Genomic DNA, 20,628 nt, shown 5'->3' with positions numbered 1-20,628 from the left:
AGGCTAGCGGCTCGGTCCGGAAACGGGTCGGGTCGAAGCCCAGCGTCGAAAGCCCTGTGGGGGAGCGACTGAGCGGTCCGTAGCATCAAGCGAAGCCTGCGGCGTCGTTAGAGGTCTCGCCTTCGGGTGGGGCAGAGGGAGTGCCGAGCCCCCGAATTCAGGGTGAAGGCCATGGAAGCGGTGTAGTGCCTGGATTGCAGCCGCGAAGGACTCCCCGGCGTATGGGACGCGGAACGTTCAGATGGTGGCGGCGGGAACTGGGGAGACCCTCCCCAGCCCGGTGACCTGCGGAGTGTTGCCGGAGCGTGGCGTCCTATAACCGATGATCTCGGGAAGTGGATCGCTGGCTGGGAGGGAGTCGGAGGCGGTCGTAGTACCGATCGAGCCGGGCGGACAACATAACCGTCGGTGAGGGGAAGGGCCGCTGCTTCGTCGATGCGTAGTGCTGGTGAAGGGGTGCCCGGTGAGTGCCGTTTCGGCTAGTCCCGCCGCGTTGGGGTCCGTGTTGGACCCGGTTCGAGCTTTGCAGCATGCGCTGTACCGGGCGGCCAAGGCCGATCCCGGGCGTCGGTTCCATGCGCTGCGAGACAAGGTCTTCCGCAGGGACGTCTTGTGGCGGGCGTGGGTCGCGGTGCGCCGTAACAACGGCGCGCCGGGCATCGACAAGACCACCTTGGATCAGGTCGAGGAGTACGGGGTGGCCCGGCTTCTCGACGAACTGGCCGCGGAACTGCGGGACGGCGGTCATCGGCCGTTACCGGCCCGCCGGGTGTTCATCCCGAAGCCGGGAACGACCCCTTCTGCCAGGCCCCCAGCATGGCGGCACGCTGCGCAACCGCACGCAACGCCGTAAAGGGCGGATACGACCCGTACCACGAGTGGGTCAGGTTGATGTGCGGTGACGGCTACGGCAACACCATCTGCATGAACGAGCTCGGCTACCGATGGAACTGCGGCATGGCCCCGTGTCCAACGCTACTCACCGAAGGTGGCGAGATTCTGGCCGCCGTAGCCGGTGGGGTTGAGGTCATGGGAGGCCGCGGCCTTGTCGGAGGACTGAGATCCGTGCCTCGAGGACCCGCCCTCCTCGCTCGACTGAAAGCCCTCGCAGGGCAGGGCAAGGGCGCAGTCGGAGACGTAAACGCCTTCGGCTACAAGGCCGCCAGCGCCTTCTGCAGCTTCAGCGGCGATACCCGAGTACTAATGGCAGACGGCAGCACCAAACCGATCAGTGAAATCAGACCAGGCGACAAGGTCATCGCGACCGACCCAGAAACTGGCGAGCAAGGTGCCCGGGAGGTCACCCGGGTCTGGGTACACGAAGATGTCACCGTACGCCTTGACGTTGAAGGCGGCAGCTTAACCACCACCGAAGACCATCCCTTCTGGAACCACACGGACCAGAGCTGGCAACGAGTGGATGCCCTAGACCCCGGTGACCAGCTGCTGGCGGCGGACGGAGCTTCCGCCGTGGTCGGCCCCATGACCAACCGCAACACGACCGAGACCGTCTACAACCTCGCCGTCGCTGCCATCCACACGTACTATGTGCTGGCAGGCGATACGCGGGTCCTGGTTCACAACGCCGGTTGTGACGACTGGGCGGCCGCATTCGCAAAGAAAAACGGTGGCGAAGTCAAGACGTTCACCGGTCCTGATGGAACTAGATTTCCTTTGGGTGAGTATAGGCCTAAAGGTCCGGGAACCCCGGCGCTCGATGAGACTTGGTTCCATCACACGGTCGTCGTCAGAGATGGGAAAGTATACGATCAATGGCATCCCAATGGCATCGGAATCGACGATAACAAGACGCGGTTCGATTACGGTGACGACATCGACTTTGGATTCTGATATGAGTGGTCCCCTTCCTGAGTTCTTCCCAAAATTCAAGAAGCTTCATGGCGTCTATGTGATGCGACGGACCTACGAGGGAACCTGTGCGTTCCTGGATGGGTACGAGGTGTGCTGCGGTAACCGGGTTCTCAAGGAGTTTCATGGCTGGCTTGTTCCTCGCAGGAAAGGACGTCCGGAGCTATACTGGCCACTGCTTGTCCTTTGTGAGATATACGAGGACGGTACGCTGCCAGACATCCGATATTTCACCCCTGAGCAGGACGAACAGGCGGTGAGTGTCCTGTTCGACCTCCTTGAAGAGTTTCTTCGATCAACGCAAGATAGGGAGATTTCCGGTGTCGGATAGTCGCTTGCAAGCTGAGGACGATTCACAAACTTAGTCGACATCCATGGATGTCGCATTGAGTTGGACTCCAGGGTGCCTGTCCAGAGCCAAAGCAAAGCTAGTTGATCTTCGTTTGGGCCTGGTAAGGCGAGTGCATGATACGGATCTCGCAGACTCCCACGACGGATCGCTGGCCCGTCGCACCCGATTGGCGATCAACACCACCTAGAGCGCGGCGCCGGCCCGCGCAACGGGTTACCGGGCCCACACGTTCCGCACACCACGAAGGCCGTCCGGGCAATGCCGGTCTGGCCGTGCCGGACGCGCGGCACCGTCACCGGCGGTCGAGATTCTGGAGGAAGGCACCTACCCACCTGCCGCTCCACCTGCCGCTCCACCTGCCGCTCCACCTGCGGCGTCCAGCGACTATCAGCACGACCAGATGCGACACAGCGAAAGCGGCCCACCCCGTCCCGGTGTCGGCCCCCGGCTCGAGATCGAGGTAGACGAGGTCGGCGAGCGGCGCGCCGGTGTGCCCGGTGAGCAGGGCGGCCGGCAGCAGCAGCATCCGGGTCAGGTCGATCTGGTCGTCGACGACGGCTACCACGCGCAGCGACACCTCAGTGGAGTCGGCCAGCGCGATACGTAGCGTGTCGCCGAGTCGCCAGCGGCCGGCGGGCACCGCGACCGTGTTGGTGCCGGTGAGGTCGTCGAGGCTGCCGGCGACGACCGGCAGGTGCACGACGCGGGACAGGGTCGGGCCGTCAACGTAGCGGCCGGTCCAGTCGTACGGCGGGTTGGGTGAGTACACGTACACCGGCCGGTCGGTGACGGCGACGCCGGCCCGGACCCCCGGCGCCCTGCGCTACCGCGGCCACGGTTCGCTCGGAGACCGGCCCGGAGATGAGGGCCGACGCGACGATGCGGTGTTCTGCGGCGGCCCGCCCGGTCTCGGTGATGGTGGACTCGCCGGCCAGCGCCCCGGCCGCCAGGCCGATGGTGATGACGATTGGTGCGACGGTGGCCGCCGTGCGGCGCATTGCGGTCAGAGCGCTGTGCCGTACCAGGGTCCCGGTCGCGCCGCCGGTGGCCGTGGCGGGCGTCGTCAGTAGCCAGACGAGCGGCCGCAGCAGCACCGGGGAGAGGACAGCGCAGCCGGTGATGAGTAGCAGTACCACGAGGAAGAAGTATCCCGTGAGGGTGGCGGTGTCCAATGCGGAGAAGGCGACGGTCAGCGGCACGGCGCCACCGACGGCGAGCAGGCCGGCGATCCACCGGCCGACCGTCATCGCGCGCTGGTCGACGGCGGCCTCCCGCAGCGCCTCGGTCGGCCTGATCCGCCCCGCCCGCCGGGCCGACAGCCACGCGGCGACGAGCGCGACGAGCAGGCCCACGCCGATCGCCGCGGCCACCGCCCACCAGATGAACCGGGCGGTGTACTCGGGCGGGGCGAGCCAGCGGGCGAACGGCGCGGCGACGGCGCAGCCGAGGGCGGCGCCGGCCAGGCAGGCCACGACGGCCACGGTCATAGCCTCGCCGAGCACGAGCCGGCCGACCTGGCGGGGCGTTGCCCCGGCCGAGCGCAGCAGCCCAAACTCGCGCCGCCGGGTGGCGACGGCGTAAGCGAACGTTGACGCGACGATAAACGCGGCGACGACCAGGCCGATGCCGGCGCTGTTGCCCAGCACGATGAGCGCGGCCGCGCGCAGCTGATAGTCGGGGTCCGGGACCGCGTCGACCCGGGCCGGACCGCTGAGCACGCGCACGGCCCCGCCGACGCCCTGGTCGCCGGCGACGGCGCGTACCTGCCCGGCCAGCGCTGCCGCGGTGGTGCCTGGGTGGGCGGTGAGCGCGATCGCGGCGATCCGGTCGCCGGCGAGCTCGGCGGCGACGGCGTCGGTGGTGTAGAACGCGGCCGGCGCGGTCGTGCCGAGCACGCCGCTGACCACGAACTCGCGGGGTCCGGCGGCGGTCTGCGCGGTGATCCGATCGCCGACCCGGTGGGCGGCGGGCGAGGTGAGCACGATGCCGTTCGGCCCGGCCGGCGGCCCGCCGGCGGCCCAGGTGGAGCGGTGCAGGGCCGCGATCGACCAGGGGTGGATCCGGTCGCCGGTCTCGCCCTCGACGGTGGCGTAGCCGGCGTGGTCGACGACGAGGTCACCATCCACGGCGGACAATCGCCGGGGCGGGTCGGCCGGCAGCGCCCATCGATCTCGTGCAACACCGCCGCCTTCATCACACCTCCCGGCCGAAAAACGCCGCGATCCGACGTTGCCAAGCCGGCATGAACCGGGGAGGGCGGGCGGGCGAGTGGTTCCACCTGTCGTTCGGCGAAGGGTGAGAGGCGGCGCCGGGGCGCCGCGCGCGGCCGTGGAACGCCGTGCCCTGGTGCCCGGCCGGCCGCTGGGCGTGCGTGGGGACTCCGGGAACGCGATGTGTCGCCCGGTGCAGCAGGCCGCGCAACGAGTGCCTGTTTGTCATCTTCTTCTCCCCGCCTCTATCAGTGATAGAGGGACTATAGCACTGATAGAGTGTCGATGGGAGGTACCGAGTTGGCGTTAGACCGACAGCGGATCGTCGCCGAGGCCGTCGCCCTGCTGGATGCCGAGGGTCTCGACGGCCTAACGACGCGCAAGCTCGCCGCGCGGCTAGGGGTGCAATCGCCGACCCTCTACTGGCATCTGCCCAACAAGGCGGCCCTGGTCACCGCGATTGCCGACGCGATCCTCGACGAGCAGTTCGGCGACATGTCACCGCCCGAGCCGGATCAACACTGGCAGGACTGGTTGAGCGAACTCGCCGAGCGGCTGCGCCGAGCGCTGCTCGCCCATCCGGACGGCGCCCGGGTCGTCTCCGCCTCCCAGCTCTCCCGCACCATGACAGCGATCTCCGAACTGGCCATCAGCACCCTGGCGGCGCGCGGCATCCCGCTGCGACAGGCCCGCGTGATCGTCCTGACCATCGAGCGCTTCACCGTCGGCCACGTCCTCGAAGAACAAGCCCCCCGCCCGGACACGGAGGCGCTCAAAGGCTTCGACATGGCCACATTCGCCGAACGGCACCCGACCGTAGTGGCCGCGATCGCCGAATACTTCCGCCCCGGCCGCACCGTCGACGACCTGTTCCGCGACTGTCTAGAGGTGGTCATCGCGGGCGCCGCGGCCAAAGCCGCGGCAACCTCCTGACCGACCATCCACTCTGCAGCAATTGGAACCGATGCGAGTGGGCTCATCGATCTGCTGGGGTCTGTGGATCGAACGGCTCTGTCTCACATTCGGCTCTGTCTCACATCCGGTGGTGACGGTGGGTGTTGGTTAGCCGAGCAGGATGCGGTGTCGTAGGAGGGCGAAGCCGGCGCGTCCGTACATTTGCCGCTTGATCAGTTTGGTTTTGGTGTTCACGCCTTCGGTCCCGCCGTTGTGGAAGGGGTGGGTTAGGGCGGCGTTGACGGCGTCGCGGTCGAGGCCGGGGCCGCGGGTGAAGGTGTGCAAGTGGGGTAGGTCCGTGGCCTTGACCTCGGTGATCCACGAGTCGAGGCGGACGTCGTTGCCGCTCGCGGGCGTGAGTAGCGCGGCGAACGAGCCGATGACGCCGGCCAGCGCGGTCATCTGTGGGCAGGCGCCGGTAAGGGCGTCGACGAGCGTGCGCTGGTGTTCTCTGAGTTGGTCGGGCGCGGTCAGGAGATAGCGGGTCAGACGTCTGGGCGACAGAGCCGGGCGGTCGGCTTCGACCCGGCCTTGTGTGATGTAGCGGTAGAGCAGGTTCATGCTGCCGGTGTAGCCCTGCTCTTTGATCTCGGCGAGGAGTTGGGTGGCGCCGACGGCGGGATCTTGCTTCCGGCGGCGGCGCAGGTGCTCACGGTAGGGGTCAACGAGGGTGGGCCGGTACTGCGGCGCGCGAATCAGGCGTTCAGGTTCAGTGATCCGGGCGTAGCGTTTGACGGTGTTGAGGCCGAGGTTGAGACGACGGGCGCATTCGAGCAGGCCGACGCCCTTGTCGAGCAGGTCGTGGATCTGCTGCCACCGCTGCCGGGTGGTCACGGCCCGTTTGCCTTCCTGCGGTGGCGGGCCGGCGGTGGCCCAGCACGTGCTGTGGGCGGTGACCTCCTTGCGAACGGCTTCGGCGAGGTTGTGCCACAGGTGCCAGCGGTCCGCGACCTGCATCGCCTCAGGCAGGGCGCGGCGGACCGCTTCGGCGTAGGCGCCGGAGGAGTCCCGGCACACCACATCGACGCCTGGGTGCTTACGCAGCCACGTTTCTAACGTGGCGGCCCTGCGGTCGGGAAGCACATCGATGCGCTCACGGGTGACCGCGTCGATCAGGACGGTGGCGTAACGCTGACGTCGCCGCATCGCGAAGTCGTCGACCCCGAGCACGCGGGGCACCTGCCGCTCCGGCAGCGGTATGCGCCGCAACGTCCGCAGTGCGGTGTGCCGGGACACGGCCACCGCCAGGGCTGACAACACCCGGGTGCCGGCGCGGCCGGCCCATTGCCGCACCACTGCACCGACCTGGGAGATCAGCCGAGGTGTGCGGCGCTGGTAGCGGTTCAGGACCCCGGGCAGTTGTTCCCGGAACGTCTGACGGCAGCCCGGGGTTGGGCACACCAACCGACGTACACGCACCCGGAGCACCACCGGCCGGGCATCGACCGGCACGTCCGCGAGGGTCCGCTGGTGATACCCGTGCACCCGGCTCGTCACGGCGGCGCAGCCCGGACAGGCCACCGGCCCCTCGGGAGTCCGAGCCAGCACCACAATCCCTTTGGCCCTCGTCAGTAACGTCATCGATCGCCAGCGGCAACAGCCCCGCTCCGCTCCCCGGACCTGCTGGCGTGAGGTTGAGCGAGTGCGGTGACGGCGGGCTCATCCGTCGTTCTCGTGGCCGTGGACTCGTCGAAAGGGCTATTGGGCCCAGGGTCGCCTGAGGTGGCGTGGACTGCGGCTACTGGTTCGGCGGCTCGTTCGCGCCCGTGTCGGGTGTCGGGCAGCAGTGTCCGAGGTAGTTCCGCAGGTCGGTGAGTCGGGCGGTGATGCTGGGAGTGTCGGCGCGGTAACGGACGAGTTTGCCGTGTCGGGTGGAGGTGAGCAGCCCGCCGCGGCGGAGCAGGGCGAGCTGTTCGGACGCGGTGGACTGGCCTAGTCCGCAGCGGTCGGCGACTTCGCCGACGGTGAGCTGTTGCCCGCCGGCGAACAGCATCATGATCTGTTGGCGGGTTTCGCTGGCGAGGGCCTTGAGGAAGTCCTGCGTCGGCCCGTCGAGGGCTGCCGTTGTGTTCATCATGTTCCAGTGTCGGTCACCATATCATTTCGTGTTCTCGCGATATGACGATACCTTGAGGTCATGGATGTTGTCGACGTGCTGGTGGTCGGGGGTGGCCAGGCGGGTCTGGCGACCGCGCAGGTGGCGGTGAGCCGGGGCCTGTCGCCGGTGGTGTTGGACGCGTCGCCGGGCCCGGGTGGGTCATGGCCCCGGTATTACGACAGTCTGACGTTGTTCTCCCCGGCCCGGTCCTCTTCGCTGCCGGGACTGCCGTTCCCGGGAGAGCCCGGGCGGTATCCGGTGCGTGACGAGGTGGTCACCTATCTGACCTCGTACGTCGCGCGGCTGGATGCTGATCTGCGGTGGGGGCAGCGGGTGGATCGTGTCGCCAGGGCCGGGGACGGGTTCGAGGTGGTCACGGCGGACGGTGGTGTGCTGCGGACGCCGTTGGTGGTGGCGGCCAGCGGCGGTTTCGGCCGTCCGTACCGGCCGCGGTTGCCGGGCTTGGAGACGTTCGGGGGTCGGGTGCTGCATTCGGCGGAGTATCGGGAGCCGTCGCTGTTTTCGGGGGCTCGGGTGGTGGTGGTCGGGGGTGGGAACTCGGCGGTGCAGATCGGGGTGGAACTCGCGGCGGTGGCGCGGGTGAGTCTGGCGACGCGGGGGCCGTTGCGATGGCAGTCGCAACGGATCCTGGGCCGGGATTTCCACTGGTGGTTGACCCGTACCGGGTTGGATTCCTCCCGGTGGGGGCCGCGTCTGGTGAAGGGCACGGTGCCAGTGATTGACGACGGCCGGTACCGGGCGGCGGTACGGGCCGGTCAGCCGGATCACGGGCCGGTGTTCACCCGTATCGACGGCGACAGTGTGGTCTGGGCCGACGGGGCACGGGAGCGGGTTGATGTGCTGATTCTGGCGACCGGGTTCCGGCCCGACCTGGCGTACCTGGCGGACACGGCGGCGGTGGACGGGCGGGGCCGGCCGCTGCACGAGCGGGGTGTGTCGACGACGGTGCCCGGGTTGGGGTATGTCGGCCTGGAGCATCAGCGCAGTTTCGCCTCCGCGACGATCCGTGGTGTGGGTGCCGATGCCGGCTACGTTCTGCGGCGGCTGGCCGGTTGAGGGCCTACGTCGCGGAGTCGGGCATGCGGGCCTCGCGGTCGGTGTCGGCTGCGGCGGTTTGGGGGATGGGTACGGCGACGATCACGGCTTGGTCGGTGGAGCCGGGCAGCAGTCGAACGGTGGCGCCGGGTTGGGCTGGGATCCACTGATCATGAAGTTCTGCGAGTTCTGACGGCAGCGATCTCGGCAGGGGTGGCGACCCGGGCCGCCCGGTAATGCCCACCTGGACCAGACCGCTGCCGCCCTGCCGCAGCACGCGACGCTTCGCCGCGACGGGTGATCTCCCGGGCGCCGAGCCGCACGGTGATCGGCCGGTCGGAGACGAGGCTGAACTCGGCGTCGGTGCGGGGGAGCCTGTCCGGCGTGACGACGGTCGGTGTCACCTCCGTCCAGGGGGCCTCGATCCGCTCGCCGCGCAGGAGACGGCCGGTCTGCAGGATGGTCTCGATGTCGTCGGCAGCCATCGTCTGGACGTCGGGGATCGTCACCCGCTGGTAGGTGTGGCGTTGGATGGCCGTCAGGGCTTCGGGGAGGGTGCCGTGCCACCCGGCGTTGGCGCGCAGCGCGGAGACGGCCACGTCCCAGGCGGAGGTCAGCGGCCTGCCGCCGCGTACGGCGGCAGGATCGCGTTGCCGTCGACGAAGTCCGCGGCCATCCGTATCGCCGGCAGCACGTCGGCAGGGTCTTGCCGGTCAGGGAGTCTGCCTGGATGCGGAGCTCGTCGCCGCCGGGTCCGTCCAGGTAGAACTGGAACCGTAGGGCTCCGCTTCGGTCCTGGCCGGAGTGCCACATTCCCGGCCCGGCGGTGCCGCGGGACACTGCCACGTCGCCGGGCTCGCGTTCCCAGTTCACGGTGGCCATGGCGGCCAGTCGACCAGGCGGCGCCGACGTCTCTCATCCGCCCGTCACCGGCGGGGCGCTCGTGGCCTCGCCGCGGATGCCGACGGCGGCCACGGCGCAGGTGGCGCTGATGGCGACCAGGACGGGTGTGTAGTCGCCGAGGGTGGTCAGCAGGGCGGCGGCGGTCAGGGGCGCGCCGGCTTTGGCGAGGGTGACGGGGGTGGCGAGGACGCCGCGATGGTGGCGTAGCCGACGGTGCCGTAGCGGTCGGCGAGCATCGCGGGTGCGGCGAGGCTGGCCACACCGAACCCGATCCCGAACGCGGTCACTCCGGCGACCGCGCCGACCCGGGTGGCCGCGATGAACGGCGGGCAGATGGCGGCGGCGGCCTGGACGCCGAAGATGCCGGCGACGAGGGTGGTCAGTCGGATCCGGCGTCGCGCGCCGGTGAGGAGCAGGCGGCCGGTGACGGACAGGACGCCGAGCAGGCCGGCGATGGTGGCGGCGAAGGTGGCCGGGTGGCCGGCGTGGGTGAGGAAGCCGACGAGGTGGAGGGTCATGGCGCTCATCGCGGCGCTGTGGGCGACGAACGCGGCGGCGAGGAACCAACACCTGCTGTCCCGCAGGGCCGCCCGCACCACGAGGCCACGTCCGGCGGCGGTGGACTGCCGTGTGGTGGCGTGATGGGGCGGCTGGCGAAGCCGGCAACGACGATCATGGCGAGTAGTGCGCGGGGTCGGCGTTCGGGGTCGAACCAGGAGACGATGACAGCCGTCGCCGCCTCGTACAATGCCATCGCCATACACCCGCCGAGTCCGATGAGGACGGCGTAGAGCTGGGTGATGGTGCGGACCTGGGACCAGGCGATGAGCAGGCCGGTGCCGAGCAGCGAGCCGCAGGTCATGACGGCCCGGCCGCCGTGCCGGTCGAGCCACCGGCCGACCGGTACCGCTACGACCGCCCAGGCGAGGATCGCGGCGGTGAACGCGCCGGTGACCTGGGTGGGCGAGGCATGCAGGTCGACCGTCATCGGGTGGAGCAGGACGGCGAAGGAGTAGTAGAGGGCGCCGTAGCCGACGGTCTGGGTGACCGCGAAAGCGGCGACGGCGCGCCAGCCGTACAACCGCCCGGTGGCCGCCCTTCGGTCGGGTGGCCACCGGTTCCGTGGTCGGCATGGGTCAGCTGGCGCAGCAGCCGTTGGCGGACTCGCTGCCGGGTGAGGTGGAGGCGCCGACGAGGGGCAGGGACGCGGCGAGGACGCCGCCGGAGATTCCGGTGGCGAGCCCGCGTCCGCCGCGGCTGGTCGGGGTGGTGTCGGCGGTCGGGGTGCCGCAGCAGCCACCGTCGCTGGTGGTGGTGTTGTCGTTGAGGATCGGGTTGCTGTTGCAGACGCCGGTTTCGGGCAGGTCGAGTTGGACGTCGCGGGCCACGGTCCAGTCGCCGGCGAGGGCGGCGACGACGGAGCGGGCCTGTTCGTAGCCGGTGGCCATCAGGAATGTCGGGGCGCGGCCGTAGCTCTTGACGCCGATGGCGTAGAAGCCGGGCTCGGGGTGGCTGAGTTCGTCGACCCCGTGCGGGGGCACGGTGCCACAGGAATGCTGGTTGGGGTCGATCAGCGGGGCGAGGGCCCGGGTGGAGCCCATGATCGGGTCCAGGTCGAGCCGCAGTTCGGAGGCGATGGAGTGGTCCGGCCGGAAACCCGTCGCCGACACGATCCGGTCCACCACGATGGTCCGGGTCCCGTCGGACACCGCCACCGCGCCCTCCGGTGTCGGCGCGAGCTGCTGCACGGGGAAGCCGGTGATCAGTTCGATGCGGCCGGCTTCGACATGTTCGCGCAGCCGGGTGCCGAGGGCGCCGCGGGCGGGTAGGGCGTCGGCGGTCTCGCCGCCGTAGGCGCGGGCCGGGCTGGCCGCCCGGATCGCCCAGCTGACCGTCGTGCCAGGTGCCTGCTCGGCGAGTTCGGCCAGGGCGAGGAGGGTGTTCGCGGCGGAGTGGCCGGCGCCGACGACCAGGGCCCGCTTGCCGGCGAACTGGTCGCGGTGCGCGCCGAGCACGTCGGGCAGCGCGTGCGAGATGACGTCGGTGACGGTGGTTTCTCCGTGGGCGGGGATACCGGCGGCGCCGAGAACGTTGGGGGTCTGCCAGGTGCCGGAGGCGTCGATGACCGCGCGGGCGAGCACGTCCTTACCGGAGGCGAGCCGGATCAGGAACGGGGTGGTGTCCCGTCCGGTGGTGCGGAGCCGGTCCAGGCCAAGCCGGGTCACCGCGACGACTCGTGCCCGGTACCGGATGTTCGGCTCGAGCGCGGGCAGGTCGGCCAGCGGGCGCAGGTAGTCCGCGACGAGGTCACCGCCGGTGGGCAGTACTTCGGGGTCGGGTCCGACCCAGCCGGCGTCGCGTAGTAGTGCGGCGGCGGTCTGGTCGACGTTGTACCGCCACGGCGAGAACAGCCGCACGTGCCCCCACTGGGCGACGGCCGCGGCGGGGCTGTCGGCGGCCTCCAGGACGGTGAACGGCAGCCCGCGCTGGTGGAGGTGAGCGGCGGCGGCCAGGCCCACCGGCCCGGCGCCGATCACGACCACGGGGAGGTCTTCCAGACGGTCGTTCATGACATCTCCTCTATCTTGAAGGTACTCGAAATAGCAGGTCGGGCGGGGTCATAGCTCAGAGGTAGAGGGCTGGCAGCGGTCAGGTGACGGTGGGGCTGCGGCGTTGGATCGCGATGACGTCGCGCCAGGTGTCCCGGTGTCGGTCGATCCGCTCCCGAACGCCGACGATCCGGAAGCCGGCCCACCGGTGCAGGGCCAGACTGGCGACGTTCTCCGGGAAGATCCGGGACTGGATGGTCCAGATTCCGGCGGCCTCGGTCGAGGCGATCAACGCGTCGAGCAGGGCCGCGTCGACCCCGGCGCCTTGTGCGGTGGGATGGACGTAGACGGAGTGTTCCACGACCCCGGCGTAGACGGCACGACTGGACACCGGCGAGACGGCCACCCAACCGAGCACTGTGCCGTCGTCGTCGACGGCGACCAGGTGGTGGTCGGGCCGTTGCCGGCCTCGAACGCCGCCCAGGTCGGCGCCGTGGTCTCGAAGCTCGCGTGGCCGCCGTCCAGACCAGCCTGGTAGATCGGCGTCGGCGGGCCGCATCGGGCGGATCCGCATCAGCAGCCGCCGATCGGCGCCGGTGCGGGTCTGCCCATCACCACGTCGGCGGCGGAGGGGAAGCAGCTGACGCAGGCGTCGTTGATCCGGTAGTGGCGGGCGTTGCCGACCTGGTCGACGAGGACGAACCGGACGTCGGCGAGGATCTTCAGGTGCTGCGACACGGTCGACTGCGCCAGCCCGACGGCCCCAACGATCTCTCCAACGCTCATCGGTCGGGCCGCCCGGGCCAGGTACTCCACGATCTGCACCCGGCTCGGGTCCGCGAGGGCCCGGAACCAGGACGCGTACTGCGCCGCGACCGTCCGCTCCAGCAACTCCGCCATCACGAAGCACCCCCATCAGCAACTCTATCGTTCATCGCCGATAGACGATCGAAGGGTGGTCGGTGTGGTGGAGGCGAGCCACGCGGTCGCGACGACGGGCTGGGTGATCGCGGCCAGGGTGGCGGGCTCGACGCGGTCGGCTGTGTCGGCCGGGCTGTGGTAGCCGGCCATGCCGCCCCGTTGCCGAGCGCCGCGAGGCCGGCAGCGGCGTAGCGGCGGTTGTCCGAGGCGACCGCCCCGCGACCAGGGGTACGCCGGTGTGCCGGCCAGCCTGGCCGAGGACGGAGAGCAGGCCGTGCGCGGGTCCGCCGGCCTCGACGGCGGCGGCCTGGTGAAGGTGCCCGGCTCCGTCGACGTTGACCACCAGCGGGGTCGCGCCGGTCTCGGCCAGGCGGGCGGCGTGGTGGGCGGAGCCGAGCGCGCCGACCTCCTCGCCGTCGAGTAGCGCCACGGACAGACCGACGCCCTCGGGCAGGGCGGCGGCGAGGATCCGGGCGGCTTCAAGGACGACGGCGACACCACTGCCGTTGTCGGCCGCTGGGCAGGGTTGCCACAGCAGCCGGTGGACCCGGCGACATTCAGCGCGGCGGCCGGGTCTCCGGCGAGACCACCGGTGCTTCCGTTTCCGGTCATGGCGGGACTCCTCAACTGTCAGCGGGGCAGGGTCAACGGATAGGTGTCGGTGTGGCCGCGGTCGTAGCGGCGCCGGGCGCGCTGTTCGGCGGTGGTCACCTCGGCGCAGCCGTCGCAGAAGGGGACCCCTGCGAGAGGGGAACGGCGGCGGAACAGGCGGAACATGACGTCCTCCTCACGTCGAGGCTGTCTCGACGTTTTTCGAATCAGAGATTTGCACGCTGATTCGAGATCTGTCAACCTAGACCCATGTCGAAGCAAGCGCCGGCGCTCACCCTGGCGGACCTCAACGCCGGGAAGCCCTGCTGCGCACCGATCAGCGAACAGCGCATCCCCGCGGAGACCGCCGCCGTGCTCGCTCCGGCCTTCAAGGCCCTCGGCGACCCGGTACGCCTCCAGTTGATGTCGATGATCGCGTCGGCGCCCGCCGGGGAGATCTGCGTCTGCGATCTCACCCCGGCGTTCGACCTGTCCGGGCCGACGATCTCCCACCACCTCAAGACCCTGCGCGAGGCTGGCCTCGTCGACGCCGAGCGCCGAGGCACCTGGGTCTACTACCGGGCGCGTTCCGGGATCATGCGGCATCTCGCGAGCCTGCTCCACATCGGGATCCCGGCAAGCGTGTGACCATTGCGTCGCCGGCTTGTCGCCGTCGCCTTTCAGCAGCCCGTACACCTGCTGTTCATCCCGGCCGACTGGACGGCCGCCCAGCACGAGTAATTACATCAGGCAGTGCTGATATCAGATGCGCCTGGATCTGACCGCCTCCGTTTCAGCGCTGATCACCGTCATCGGCCCCCGAACAAGCGCTGCCCGACCCACCCCAGGTCTGCGGCGCATCGCGGCTTGGACCACCTGCTGCCAGGTGCCGGTGGTGGGCCGGCTGCCCGGTGTCGAGTCGGTCAAGGTGCACTTCGCCTCCGCCCGGAACGTGATCGTCCACGACCCGGCGCAGGTCGACACCGACGCGCTGGTCGCCGCGGTGCGGGAGGCCGGCTACCTGGCCCGCCCCGCCGCGTTCTGACGGGTATGGTTCGGGCCCGATCGCGGGCCCCTCGGGCGCGCAAGATCAGAAAGCGTCTGACGTCCGCTTCCTGAAGGCTGCTGTGACCTACCGACTGGGGGTGGTGAAAGTCACCGTCTCGGAGGGGGTGGAGTAGATGCCCGCTTGGTCGACCGCGCGTACGTAGACCTCGTACGTGTTGCCGGGGGCGACCGCGAACGTGACGGTCCGTACGTCCGTGGCGGGGTTCGAGACGCCGAGGGCACCGCCGTTGACGTACGTGAAGTACCGGGAGATCGGGAAGTCGCCTGGTGTCGAGGCCGTCCACGACAGTGTCGCGGAGGTCGGGGTGAGCGTGGTGACGGTCAGGTCGGACGGCGGGGACGGCGGCACCGACGGGACGGTGGTGACGGTGCCGCGGGCGGACGGGGCCGAGCGCGGTGTGCCGTCGGTGTAGCGGACGACGACGATGAACGTGTAGCTCGTGCCTGGCCTGAACCCGGTGAGTGGGACGCTGGTCGTCGACGGGCCCGTGCTCGCCCGGATCTGGATCGGCTGGGTCGGGGTTGCGGGCGGGACGATCAGGTCGTAGCCGGCGATCCGTTCGATGTCGACCGCCGGTGGTCGCCAGGAGACCGTGGCGGTGGTGGCGGTGATGTCGGTCGCCACCGGCGGGCCGGGCACAACTTCGCCCCGCAGGGTCGTGATGGTCACGGGGGCCGAGGCCGGCCCGCGAAGGCCGCTGGTGTCGCGTGCCCGCACGTACAGCTCGTAGGTCGTGGCCGGGCGCAACCCGCCGATCGGCACGAAGACCCACGCGCCGGTCGCGGTGGTGACGAGCTGGTCCGGGTAGATCCAGCCCGGCCGGCGGGCGTAGACCTCGTACGCCGCGATCGGGTTGCTGCCCGTGGTGGCCGGCATCCAGGCCAGGTCGACGGTGGTGGCGGAGAGGAACTGCGTGCCGGCGGCCCGCGGGGCGCCGGGCGGGGTCACCGGCACGCTCGCCTGTGCCGGCGCCGGTCCGGAAATCACCAGTGCGAAGGCGAGCGCGGCGCCGAGCAGATGCCTGTGGCCCATTCCGACATGCTGCACCCGGCAGTGATGACTGTCAATGTATGCGCCGTTCGGCCCGCTTGGTCCCGCGACCCACGCGGCTCGGGGTCATCGGTCGACTCGTGCCTCGTCGGTCGCTACCGTACGGGACGTGGCGCGGGTACTGGTGACCGGCATGTCGGGCGCAGGGAAGACCACGGTCCTCGAAGAGCTTCACCGACGCGGTTTCCTTACTGTCGATACGGATTACGGCGACTGGGAACTGCCCGATGGGACCTGGGATGAGCCTCGTATGAGCGGGTTGCTTGCCCGACATCGCGATCTGATCGTGTCAGGGACCGTGGACAACCAGGTCCGCTTCTACGACCGCTTCCACCATGTCGTCCTCCTCAGCGCACCGTTGGAGGTTCTTCTCCAACGAGTCACCCACCGGACGAACCCCTATGGAAGAACCCCCGAACAGCAGGCGGAGATCGCCCGGTACATCCGTACCGTTGAGCCGCTTCTCAGACGTGGGGCCACCATCGAGCTTGACGGACGTCGGGAGATCTCCGAACTGGCCGACGTGGTCGAAGATCTGGTCAGGGAAATGCCCTGATCTTGCGGTGGCAGCCACCCGCGGGCTGGCTGTGGGTCGGCTCGCGCCACGGTCTGCGTCCGGTGGCGACCGGCAGCGCGGTCGGTCACGCGGCGTCCGCCTCAGGCAGGCCGCGGCGCGGTGTCGCCGCTGTGGAGGCGGTCCAGCTCGGCGAGGTACATCGCCTGCATGCGGTCATAGTGCCGGACCAGCAGCATGACCTCCTCGACGCTGTAGCCTCCGATGAGCCGCTCCGCCCGCTCGGCGAACCGCTCGTACGGTTGCTCCAACTCGGCGATCCGCTCCGGCCGCAGGGCGACGATCACCCGCCGCCGGTCCGCCGGATCGCGCCCGGCCGTCACCCATCCTGCCTGCTGGAGCCGGCGGAGCATGCTGGTCACCGCCCCGGTGGTGAGGTTGGTCCGCTCGGCGACCTGTCCCGCGGTGGCGGATCCGACGTCCGCCAGGTAGTCCAGGCACTCCAGGTCGCTCACGGTGAGGCCCAGCCGCTCCGCGATGGCGTACCGGAACACCATGGACAGCCGCGACATCTCCCGCCCGGCGCGCATGAGGTCGGCGATCGCGGACGCACGGGCCGGCTCGTGGGACATGCCCGCAATCATGCCTCCGGTACGGTGACCCGGTGCAGCCGAGGTAACACGCGGGTCAGCACCCAGTGCGGTGCGGCCGCGTCTCCGGTGAGGCGGCGCATCAGCCCGGCGGCGGTGTCGACGGCGCGGAAGGCGTAGGACACCATCTCGTCCTGGTAGCCGGCGATCGCCTCCTCCACCGGCGCGCCGCTCGCCCGTGCGGCCTCGACCAGCCGGTGGCCGAGCAGGGCGGCGTCCCGGAGCGCGGTGTTGCCGCCGTGAGCGCCGAACGGCGGCATGGCGTGCACGGCGTCGCCCATCATCGTCGCCCGGGGCACCGCCCAGCGACGCGGGCGCCGGCCGATCGCGAAGGGGTTGAATACCGTGGCGTCCAACTCGGCCGTGTCGACCAGCCGCCGGACGAGCGGGTGGAAGTCCGCACTCATCCGGGCGGCCAGCGTCCACAGCGCCAGCAGGTCCCCGCGGGCGCTGATGGGCACCTCCTCCTGCCGGAGCAGCAGCCCCCACATGACGTAGTCGTCGCCCGTGGGCGCATAGCTGCCCGGGGCCAGGCGGGCGAACGCCTCCCGCGGGCGCTCGCCGAACCGCATGGCGGTGAAGAAGAAGGCCCGGCCCGGCCGGTCGGCGATGGCCAGAACCCCACTGGTACGCAGCGCGTCCGGGATGACGCTCTCGCCGTTGCGCCGCAGAGGCGATCGTCCGTAGATGCCCGCCATCGGGGTGTTCTCCGGTTCCGCGTCGGGCATGAGCTTCGCGCGCAGCGCCGAGCCGACACCGTCCGCGCCCACGACGACGGTCGCCGCGGCGGTCCCGCCGTCGGAGAACCGCAGCCGCAGCTTTGCCGGGCCGTCGCTGTCCACCGCGACGGCGGCCTTGCCGTAGTGGATGCGCCTGTCCAGCCCGGACTGCAGGATCGACCGCAGGGTCAGTCGGTCGACCTGGCGGGTCGCGTGCGGCTCGTCCTTGAAAGTGATGGTGAATGCGTCGCGCAGTCGGCTGTCGGTGAAGCGCAGCTGCCCGCCGGGCTGGTCGCCGGTGGTCAGCGCCAGGCGGTACAGCGGGCGGGGCAGGCTCTCGCGCAGCGCCTTCAGCCCGTACCGGTCGAGAATGATCCGGTAGCCCTGCCGCCGGACGAAGGGGCCCGGGTCCCGTTCGTAGACGTGCACGTCGATGCCGGCGCGCATCAGGTGCTGGGCGAGGCAGAGGCCGGAGAGGCCGGCACCGGCGATTGCCACCGAGAAGTCAGTCGATATGCCCATGTGATTATCTTAATGACTAAGACGATTTTCGCAAGTCCGCCGGCAGCGGCTCGGTCACCCGACGCCGAACCGACGGCCACTGCCCCCACGACGTCGTCGGACTGTCACGATCTGCGGTCATGGACAGCGGCCGTTGAAGGGTGGGGTGTCCGGATTGGACGAGTGACGTCAGTCGGACGAGCCTCTGGTCGGCGGGCAGAGGCGGTGGCCACGGCGCAGCGGTTACCCTGCCGTCATGGCGAGCGCCGAACTGGATGAGTTGATCGTCGTGGACGCCGATGCGCTGCGCGTGTGGTTGTCGGCCAACCACGCCACCTCGCCCGGTGTCTGGCTCGCCCTGACCAGACAGGGCGGCACCGTCACCACGCTGACCTGGCAGCAGGCGGTCGACGAGGCCCTGTGCTTCGGCTGGATCGACGGGCAGGCCCGTAAACGGGATCAGGAGTCCTCCTGGATCCGGTTCACCCCTCGCCGGCCCCGCAGCTCCTGGTCACAACGCAACGTCGCCCACGTCGCCCGCCTGGAGGCGCAGGGGCGGATGCTGCCCCCGGGCCGCGCCGCGGTGGAAGCCGCAAAGGCGGACGGGCGGTGGGCGGCGGCCTACGCCCCGCCGTCGGAAGCCGAGGTGCCGGCCGACCTCCTCGCCGCCATCGCCGCCAACCCCGCCGCCCAGGCCATGTTCGACGTACTCACCAAGACCAACCGGTTCGCTCTCATCCACCGCGTCAACGCCGTCAAACGGGCGCAGACCCGCGAACGCAAGATCGGTGAGTTCGTCGCCATGCTGGCCCGGCACGAGACGATCTACCCACAGAAGGCCAAGCCTCCAGAGTCGCCGTAATCGACGGCTGCGGAACTGAGCGTGCCGGCTGGCGCGTTCGCGCAGGAGATCGGCAGCGTGGTCCAGGTGGCCGATGCTTCGGGGCTTCGTGGGACTTCCTCCTCGACGGGGTGCCACTGCAGCGGACGCAGGTGACAGGAACAGCTTCGCCCTCTGCTCGGGAGGGTGTGATGCGGTTGCCCTGCGGGTGGGGTGCGCGGCAGCAGGCCCGCCAGTCGACCTGCCCGGCTGGACGGGCGACTACCACGAATGGTTACATCATGTCGTGCTGATATCAGACGCGCCTGATGTGATCAGGTTGTTGGCCGACCCGCTCCGGGCGCAGATCGTCGACCTTCTCGCCCGGGGTCCGGCGTGCACCTGTCATCTGGTCGCCGACACCGGCGCGAAGCAGCCCAACGTCTCCGGGCACCTTCGGCAACTGCGCGACGCCGGCCTCGTCGTCGCGGAACCACACGGCCGGTTCACCTACTACCGGCTCCTGCCCGAAGCCCTGGAAGCAGCCGCCGCCGAGCTCACCGAACTCGCCGCCCGCGCGCGGACCAACGCCGGATCCCGCCGGGAGTGCTGATGACCACCACCCCAACCACCGACGCGGCACCCGCCGTCGTCGGCCGACTGCCCCGCCTCGACCGGTTCCTGCCGCTGTGGATCGGTCTGGCGATGGTCGCCGGACTGCTCCTCGGCCGTGTCATCCCCGGGCTGAACACCGCCCTGGAGGCGGTGAGGATCGGTGGGATCTCGTTGCCGATCGCCGTCGGGCTGCTGGTCATGATGTATCCGGTACTGGCCAGGGTCCGCTACGACCGGCTCGACACCGTCACCGGCGACCGCCGCCTGCTGATCTCCTCCCTCGTCCTGAACTGGCTGATCGGGCCGGCGATCATGTTCACCCTCGCCTGGATCTTCCTGGCCGACCACGCCGAGTACCGCACCGGCCTGATCATCGTCGGACTCGCCCGCTGCATCGCCATGGTGATCATCTGGAACGACCTCGCCGGCGGCGACCGCGAGGCCGCCGCCGTCCTCGTTGCCCTCAACTCCGTCTTCCAGGTCATCGCGCTCGGTGTGCTCGGCTGGTTCTACCTGTCGGTGCTGCCCGGCTGGCTCGGCCTGTCCGGTGCGGAGCTGGCTGTCTCCGGCTGGGACATCGCCCGCAACGTGCTGATCTTCCTCGGCGTCCCGCTGCTCGCCGGATACCTCACCCGCCGCTTCGGCGAAGGCGCGAAGGGCCGCACCTGGTACGAGGACCGCTTCCTCCCGAAGATCGGCCCGGTCGCCCTGTACGGGCTGCTGTTCACCATCGTCATCCTGTTCGCCCTGCAAGGCGACGCCATTACCAGCCGACCGTGGGACGTCGTCCTGATCGCGGTCCCACTCCTGGCGTACTTCGCGATCATGTGGGCCGGCTCCTACGGCCTCGGCCGTGCAACGGGACTCAACTACGAGCGGGCCACCACCCTGGCCTTCACCGCCGCCGGCAACAACTTCGAGCTGGCCATCGCGGTGGCGATCGGTACCTTCGGGGTCACCAGCGGCCAGGCCCTCGCCGGTGTCGTCGGACCGCTGATCGAGGTACCCGTCCTCGTCGCACTGGTCTACGTCAGCCTCGCCCTGCGCCGACGTCTGTTCCCGGCCTCACCCGTCGAAGCGGGAAGCCCGTCATGACGGTGCTCCCGCGCCCGGCGTGCAACGACGCCACACTGGCCTGCCGGGCGTCCGGGTGAAGGACGACGGCACCGTCCCTCCGCTGCGACGCA

The 20,628-nt window shown here is 69.9% G+C and carries 23 protein-coding genes and 2 pseudogenes; 10 read left to right on the top strand and 15 right to left on the bottom strand.

What is annotated here, in order from left to right:
- Window positions 1–523 precede the first annotated feature (523 nt).
- Both EV371_RS05720 and EV371_RS34130 read left to right on the top strand, forming a co-directional pair.
- A complete protein-coding gene (locus EV371_RS05720; protein WP_207230415.1) occupies window positions 524–853 on the top strand; it encodes a hypothetical protein in 330 nt (109 codons plus the stop codon).
- A gap of 350 nt (window positions 854–1,203) precedes the next feature.
- Window positions 1,204–1,851, top strand: coding sequence for a polymorphic toxin-type HINT domain-containing protein (locus EV371_RS34130; protein WP_486484499.1), 648 nt, complete (start codon window positions 1,204–1,206; stop codon window positions 1,849–1,851).
- A gap of 662 nt (window positions 1,852–2,513) precedes the next feature.
- Here the strand turns inward: EV371_RS34130 and EV371_RS05710 are convergent.
- Window positions 2,514–2,996 (bottom strand): hypothetical protein, encoded by a 483-nt coding sequence (locus EV371_RS05710; protein ID WP_130461126.1) that lies wholly within the window; start codon window positions 2,994–2,996, stop codon window positions 2,514–2,516.
- A complete protein-coding gene (locus tag EV371_RS05705; protein WP_130461125.1) occupies window positions 2,944–4,347 on the bottom strand; it encodes an FtsX-like permease family protein in 1,404 nt (467 codons plus the stop codon). The genes EV371_RS05710 and EV371_RS05705 overlap by 53 nt, the downstream gene beginning before the upstream one ends.
- A 384-nt stretch (window positions 4,348–4,731) precedes the next feature.
- On the opposite strand from EV371_RS05705, the gene EV371_RS05700 reads away from it, so the two are divergent.
- Window positions 4,732–5,364: a TetR/AcrR family transcriptional regulator C-terminal domain-containing protein gene (locus tag EV371_RS05700; RefSeq protein ID WP_130461124.1), complete on the top strand. Its 633-nt coding sequence runs from the start codon at window positions 4,732–4,734 to the stop codon at window positions 5,362–5,364.
- A 129-nt stretch (window positions 5,365–5,493) separates the two neighbouring features.
- Here EV371_RS05700 and EV371_RS05695 read toward each other — a convergent pair.
- Both EV371_RS05695 and EV371_RS05690 read right to left on the bottom strand, forming a co-directional pair.
- Window positions 5,494–7,048 (bottom strand): annotated as a pseudogene (locus EV371_RS05695) (ISL3 family transposase).
- 75 nt (window positions 7,049–7,123) lie between these two features.
- Complete coding sequence (locus tag EV371_RS05690; RefSeq protein WP_207230414.1) at window positions 7,124–7,462, bottom strand: ArsR/SmtB family transcription factor; 339 nt, start codon at window positions 7,460–7,462, stop codon at window positions 7,124–7,126.
- A gap of 60 nt (window positions 7,463–7,522) precedes the next feature.
- On the opposite strand from EV371_RS05690, the gene EV371_RS05685 reads away from it, so the two are divergent.
- Entirely contained in the window at window positions 7,523–8,560 is a 1,038-nt protein-coding gene (locus EV371_RS05685) for a flavin-containing monooxygenase (RefSeq protein WP_130461123.1), read from the top strand.
- Between the two features lie 149 nt (window positions 8,561–8,709).
- Here the strand turns inward: EV371_RS05685 and EV371_RS05680 are convergent, their stop codons facing one another.
- From EV371_RS05680 to EV371_RS34120, 8 genes and pseudogenes are all read right to left on the bottom strand, one after another.
- On the bottom strand, window positions 8,710–9,138 hold the full coding sequence (locus EV371_RS05680) for a hypothetical protein (RefSeq protein ID WP_130461122.1): 429 nt from the start codon (window positions 9,136–9,138) through the stop codon (window positions 8,710–8,712).
- Between the two features lie 447 nt (window positions 9,139–9,585).
- A complete protein-coding gene (locus tag EV371_RS33730; protein ID WP_486484498.1) occupies window positions 9,586–10,041 on the bottom strand; it encodes a hypothetical protein in 456 nt (151 codons plus the stop codon).
- Window positions 9,966–10,523 (bottom strand): MFS transporter, encoded by a 558-nt coding sequence (locus EV371_RS33725; RefSeq protein WP_207230412.1) that lies wholly within the window; start codon window positions 10,521–10,523, stop codon window positions 9,966–9,968. Before EV371_RS33725 ends, EV371_RS33730 begins: the two co-directional genes overlap by 76 nt.
- 55 nt (window positions 10,524–10,578) lie before the next feature.
- A complete protein-coding gene (locus EV371_RS05670) occupies window positions 10,579–12,012 on the bottom strand; it encodes an FAD-dependent oxidoreductase (RefSeq protein WP_130461121.1) in 1,434 nt (477 codons plus the stop codon).
- A gap of 79 nt (window positions 12,013–12,091) precedes the next feature.
- A pseudogene (locus EV371_RS05665) lies at window positions 12,092–12,531 on the bottom strand (GNAT family N-acetyltransferase).
- A gap of 33 nt (window positions 12,532–12,564) precedes the next feature.
- Complete coding sequence (locus EV371_RS05660) at window positions 12,565–12,891, bottom strand: metalloregulator ArsR/SmtB family transcription factor (protein WP_130461120.1); 327 nt, start codon at window positions 12,889–12,891, stop codon at window positions 12,565–12,567.
- Window positions 12,892–12,922: 31 nt separating this feature from the next.
- A complete protein-coding gene (locus EV371_RS34125) occupies window positions 12,923–13,381 on the bottom strand; it encodes a M28 family peptidase (protein ID WP_486484911.1) in 459 nt (152 codons plus the stop codon).
- A gap of 161 nt (window positions 13,382–13,542) precedes the next feature.
- Window positions 13,543–13,689: a hypothetical protein gene (locus tag EV371_RS34120; protein WP_486484497.1), complete on the bottom strand. Its 147-nt coding sequence runs from the start codon at window positions 13,687–13,689 to the stop codon at window positions 13,543–13,545.
- 84 nt (window positions 13,690–13,773) lie between these two features.
- Here EV371_RS34120 and EV371_RS05650 point away from each other — a divergent pair, with 84 nt between their 5' ends.
- Entirely contained in the window at window positions 13,774–14,151 is a 378-nt protein-coding gene (locus EV371_RS05650) for a metalloregulator ArsR/SmtB family transcription factor (RefSeq protein ID WP_130461119.1), read from the top strand.
- A 247-nt stretch (window positions 14,152–14,398) separates the two neighbouring features.
- Complete coding sequence (locus tag EV371_RS33295) at window positions 14,399–14,548, top strand: cation transporter (RefSeq protein WP_207230411.1); 150 nt, start codon at window positions 14,399–14,401, stop codon at window positions 14,546–14,548.
- Between the two features lie 87 nt (window positions 14,549–14,635).
- Here the strand turns inward: EV371_RS33295 and EV371_RS05640 are convergent, their stop codons facing one another.
- Window positions 14,636–15,604, bottom strand: coding sequence for a fibronectin type III domain-containing protein (locus EV371_RS05640; protein WP_130461117.1), 969 nt, complete (start codon window positions 15,602–15,604; stop codon window positions 14,636–14,638).
- 127 nt (window positions 15,605–15,731) lie between these two features.
- On the opposite strand from EV371_RS05640, the gene EV371_RS05635 reads away from it, so the two are divergent.
- Window positions 15,732–16,178, top strand: a complete 447-nt coding sequence (locus EV371_RS05635; protein ID WP_130461116.1) for an AAA family ATPase — start codon at window positions 15,732–15,734, stop codon at window positions 16,176–16,178.
- Window positions 16,179–16,279: 101 nt separating this feature from the next.
- On the opposite strand, the gene EV371_RS05630 is transcribed toward EV371_RS05635, so the two are convergent.
- Both EV371_RS05630 and EV371_RS05625 read right to left on the bottom strand, forming a co-directional pair.
- Window positions 16,280–16,768, bottom strand: a complete 489-nt coding sequence (locus EV371_RS05630) for a MarR family winged helix-turn-helix transcriptional regulator (protein ID WP_486484496.1) — start codon at window positions 16,766–16,768, stop codon at window positions 16,280–16,282.
- A gap of 8 nt (window positions 16,769–16,776) precedes the next feature.
- The gene (locus EV371_RS05625; protein ID WP_130461114.1) at window positions 16,777–18,027 is read right to left on the bottom strand and encodes an FAD-dependent monooxygenase; all 1,251 of its coding nucleotides are present in this window, start codon (window positions 18,025–18,027) and stop codon (window positions 16,777–16,779) included.
- A gap of 235 nt (window positions 18,028–18,262) precedes the next feature.
- On the opposite strand from EV371_RS05625, the gene EV371_RS05620 reads away from it, so the two are divergent.
- From EV371_RS05620 to arsB, 3 genes are all read left to right on the top strand, one after another.
- Complete coding sequence (locus EV371_RS05620; RefSeq protein WP_130461113.1) at window positions 18,263–18,868, top strand: YdeI/OmpD-associated family protein; 606 nt, start codon at window positions 18,263–18,265, stop codon at window positions 18,866–18,868.
- Window positions 18,869–19,133: 265 nt separating this feature from the next.
- Window positions 19,134–19,439 carry an ArsR/SmtB family transcription factor gene (locus tag EV371_RS34115; RefSeq protein ID WP_486484495.1) on the top strand — a complete coding sequence of 102 codons (306 nt, stop codon included), beginning with the start codon at window positions 19,134–19,136 and terminating at the stop codon, window positions 19,437–19,439.
- Window positions 19,439–20,536, top strand: coding sequence for an ACR3 family arsenite efflux transporter (gene arsB, locus EV371_RS05610; RefSeq protein WP_130461111.1), 1,098 nt, complete (start codon window positions 19,439–19,441; stop codon window positions 20,534–20,536). The genes EV371_RS34115 and arsB overlap by 1 nt, the downstream gene beginning before the upstream one ends.
- Window positions 20,537–20,628: the final 92 nt, after the last annotated feature.

This window comes from Plantactinospora sp. CNZ321, assembly GCF_004217235.1.
This window is presented reverse-complemented; position numbering and strand designations above follow the sequence as displayed.

Coding starts and splice junctions, on each gene's coding strand:
- EV371_RS05640 (WP_130461117.1), bottom strand. CDS start 15,604: ATGGGCCACAGGCATCTGCTCGGCGCCGCGCTCGCCTTCGCACTGGTG.
- EV371_RS05670 (WP_130461121.1), bottom strand. CDS start 12,012: ATGAACGACCGTCTGGAAGACCTCCCCGTGGTCGTGATCGGCGCCGGG.
- EV371_RS05650 (WP_130461119.1), top strand. CDS start 13,774: ATGTCGAAGCAAGCGCCGGCGCTCACCCTGGCGGACCTCAACGCCGGG.
- EV371_RS05625 (WP_130461114.1), bottom strand. CDS start 18,027: ATGGGCATATCGACTGACTTCTCGGTGGCAATCGCCGGTGCCGGCCTC.
- EV371_RS34130 (WP_486484499.1), top strand. CDS start 1,204: ATGGCAGACGGCAGCACCAAACCGATCAGTGAAATCAGACCAGGCGAC.
- arsB (WP_130461111.1), top strand. CDS start 19,439: ATGACCACCACCCCAACCACCGACGCGGCACCCGCCGTCGTCGGCCGA.
- EV371_RS05660 (WP_130461120.1), bottom strand. CDS start 12,891: ATGGCGGAGTTGCTGGAGCGGACGGTCGCGGCGCAGTACGCGTCCTGG.
- EV371_RS05620 (WP_130461113.1), top strand. CDS start 18,263: ATGGCGAGCGCCGAACTGGATGAGTTGATCGTCGTGGACGCCGATGCG.
- EV371_RS34120 (WP_486484497.1), bottom strand. CDS start 13,689: ATGTTCCGCCTGTTCCGCCGCCGTTCCCCTCTCGCAGGGGTCCCCTTC.
- EV371_RS05685 (WP_130461123.1), top strand. CDS start 7,523: ATGGATGTTGTCGACGTGCTGGTGGTCGGGGGTGGCCAGGCGGGTCTG.
- EV371_RS05630 (WP_486484496.1), bottom strand. CDS start 16,768: ATGTCCCACGAGCCGGCCCGTGCGTCCGCGATCGCCGACCTCATGCGC.
- EV371_RS05690 (WP_207230414.1), bottom strand. CDS start 7,462: ATGATGAACACAACGGCAGCCCTCGACGGGCCGACGCAGGACTTCCTC.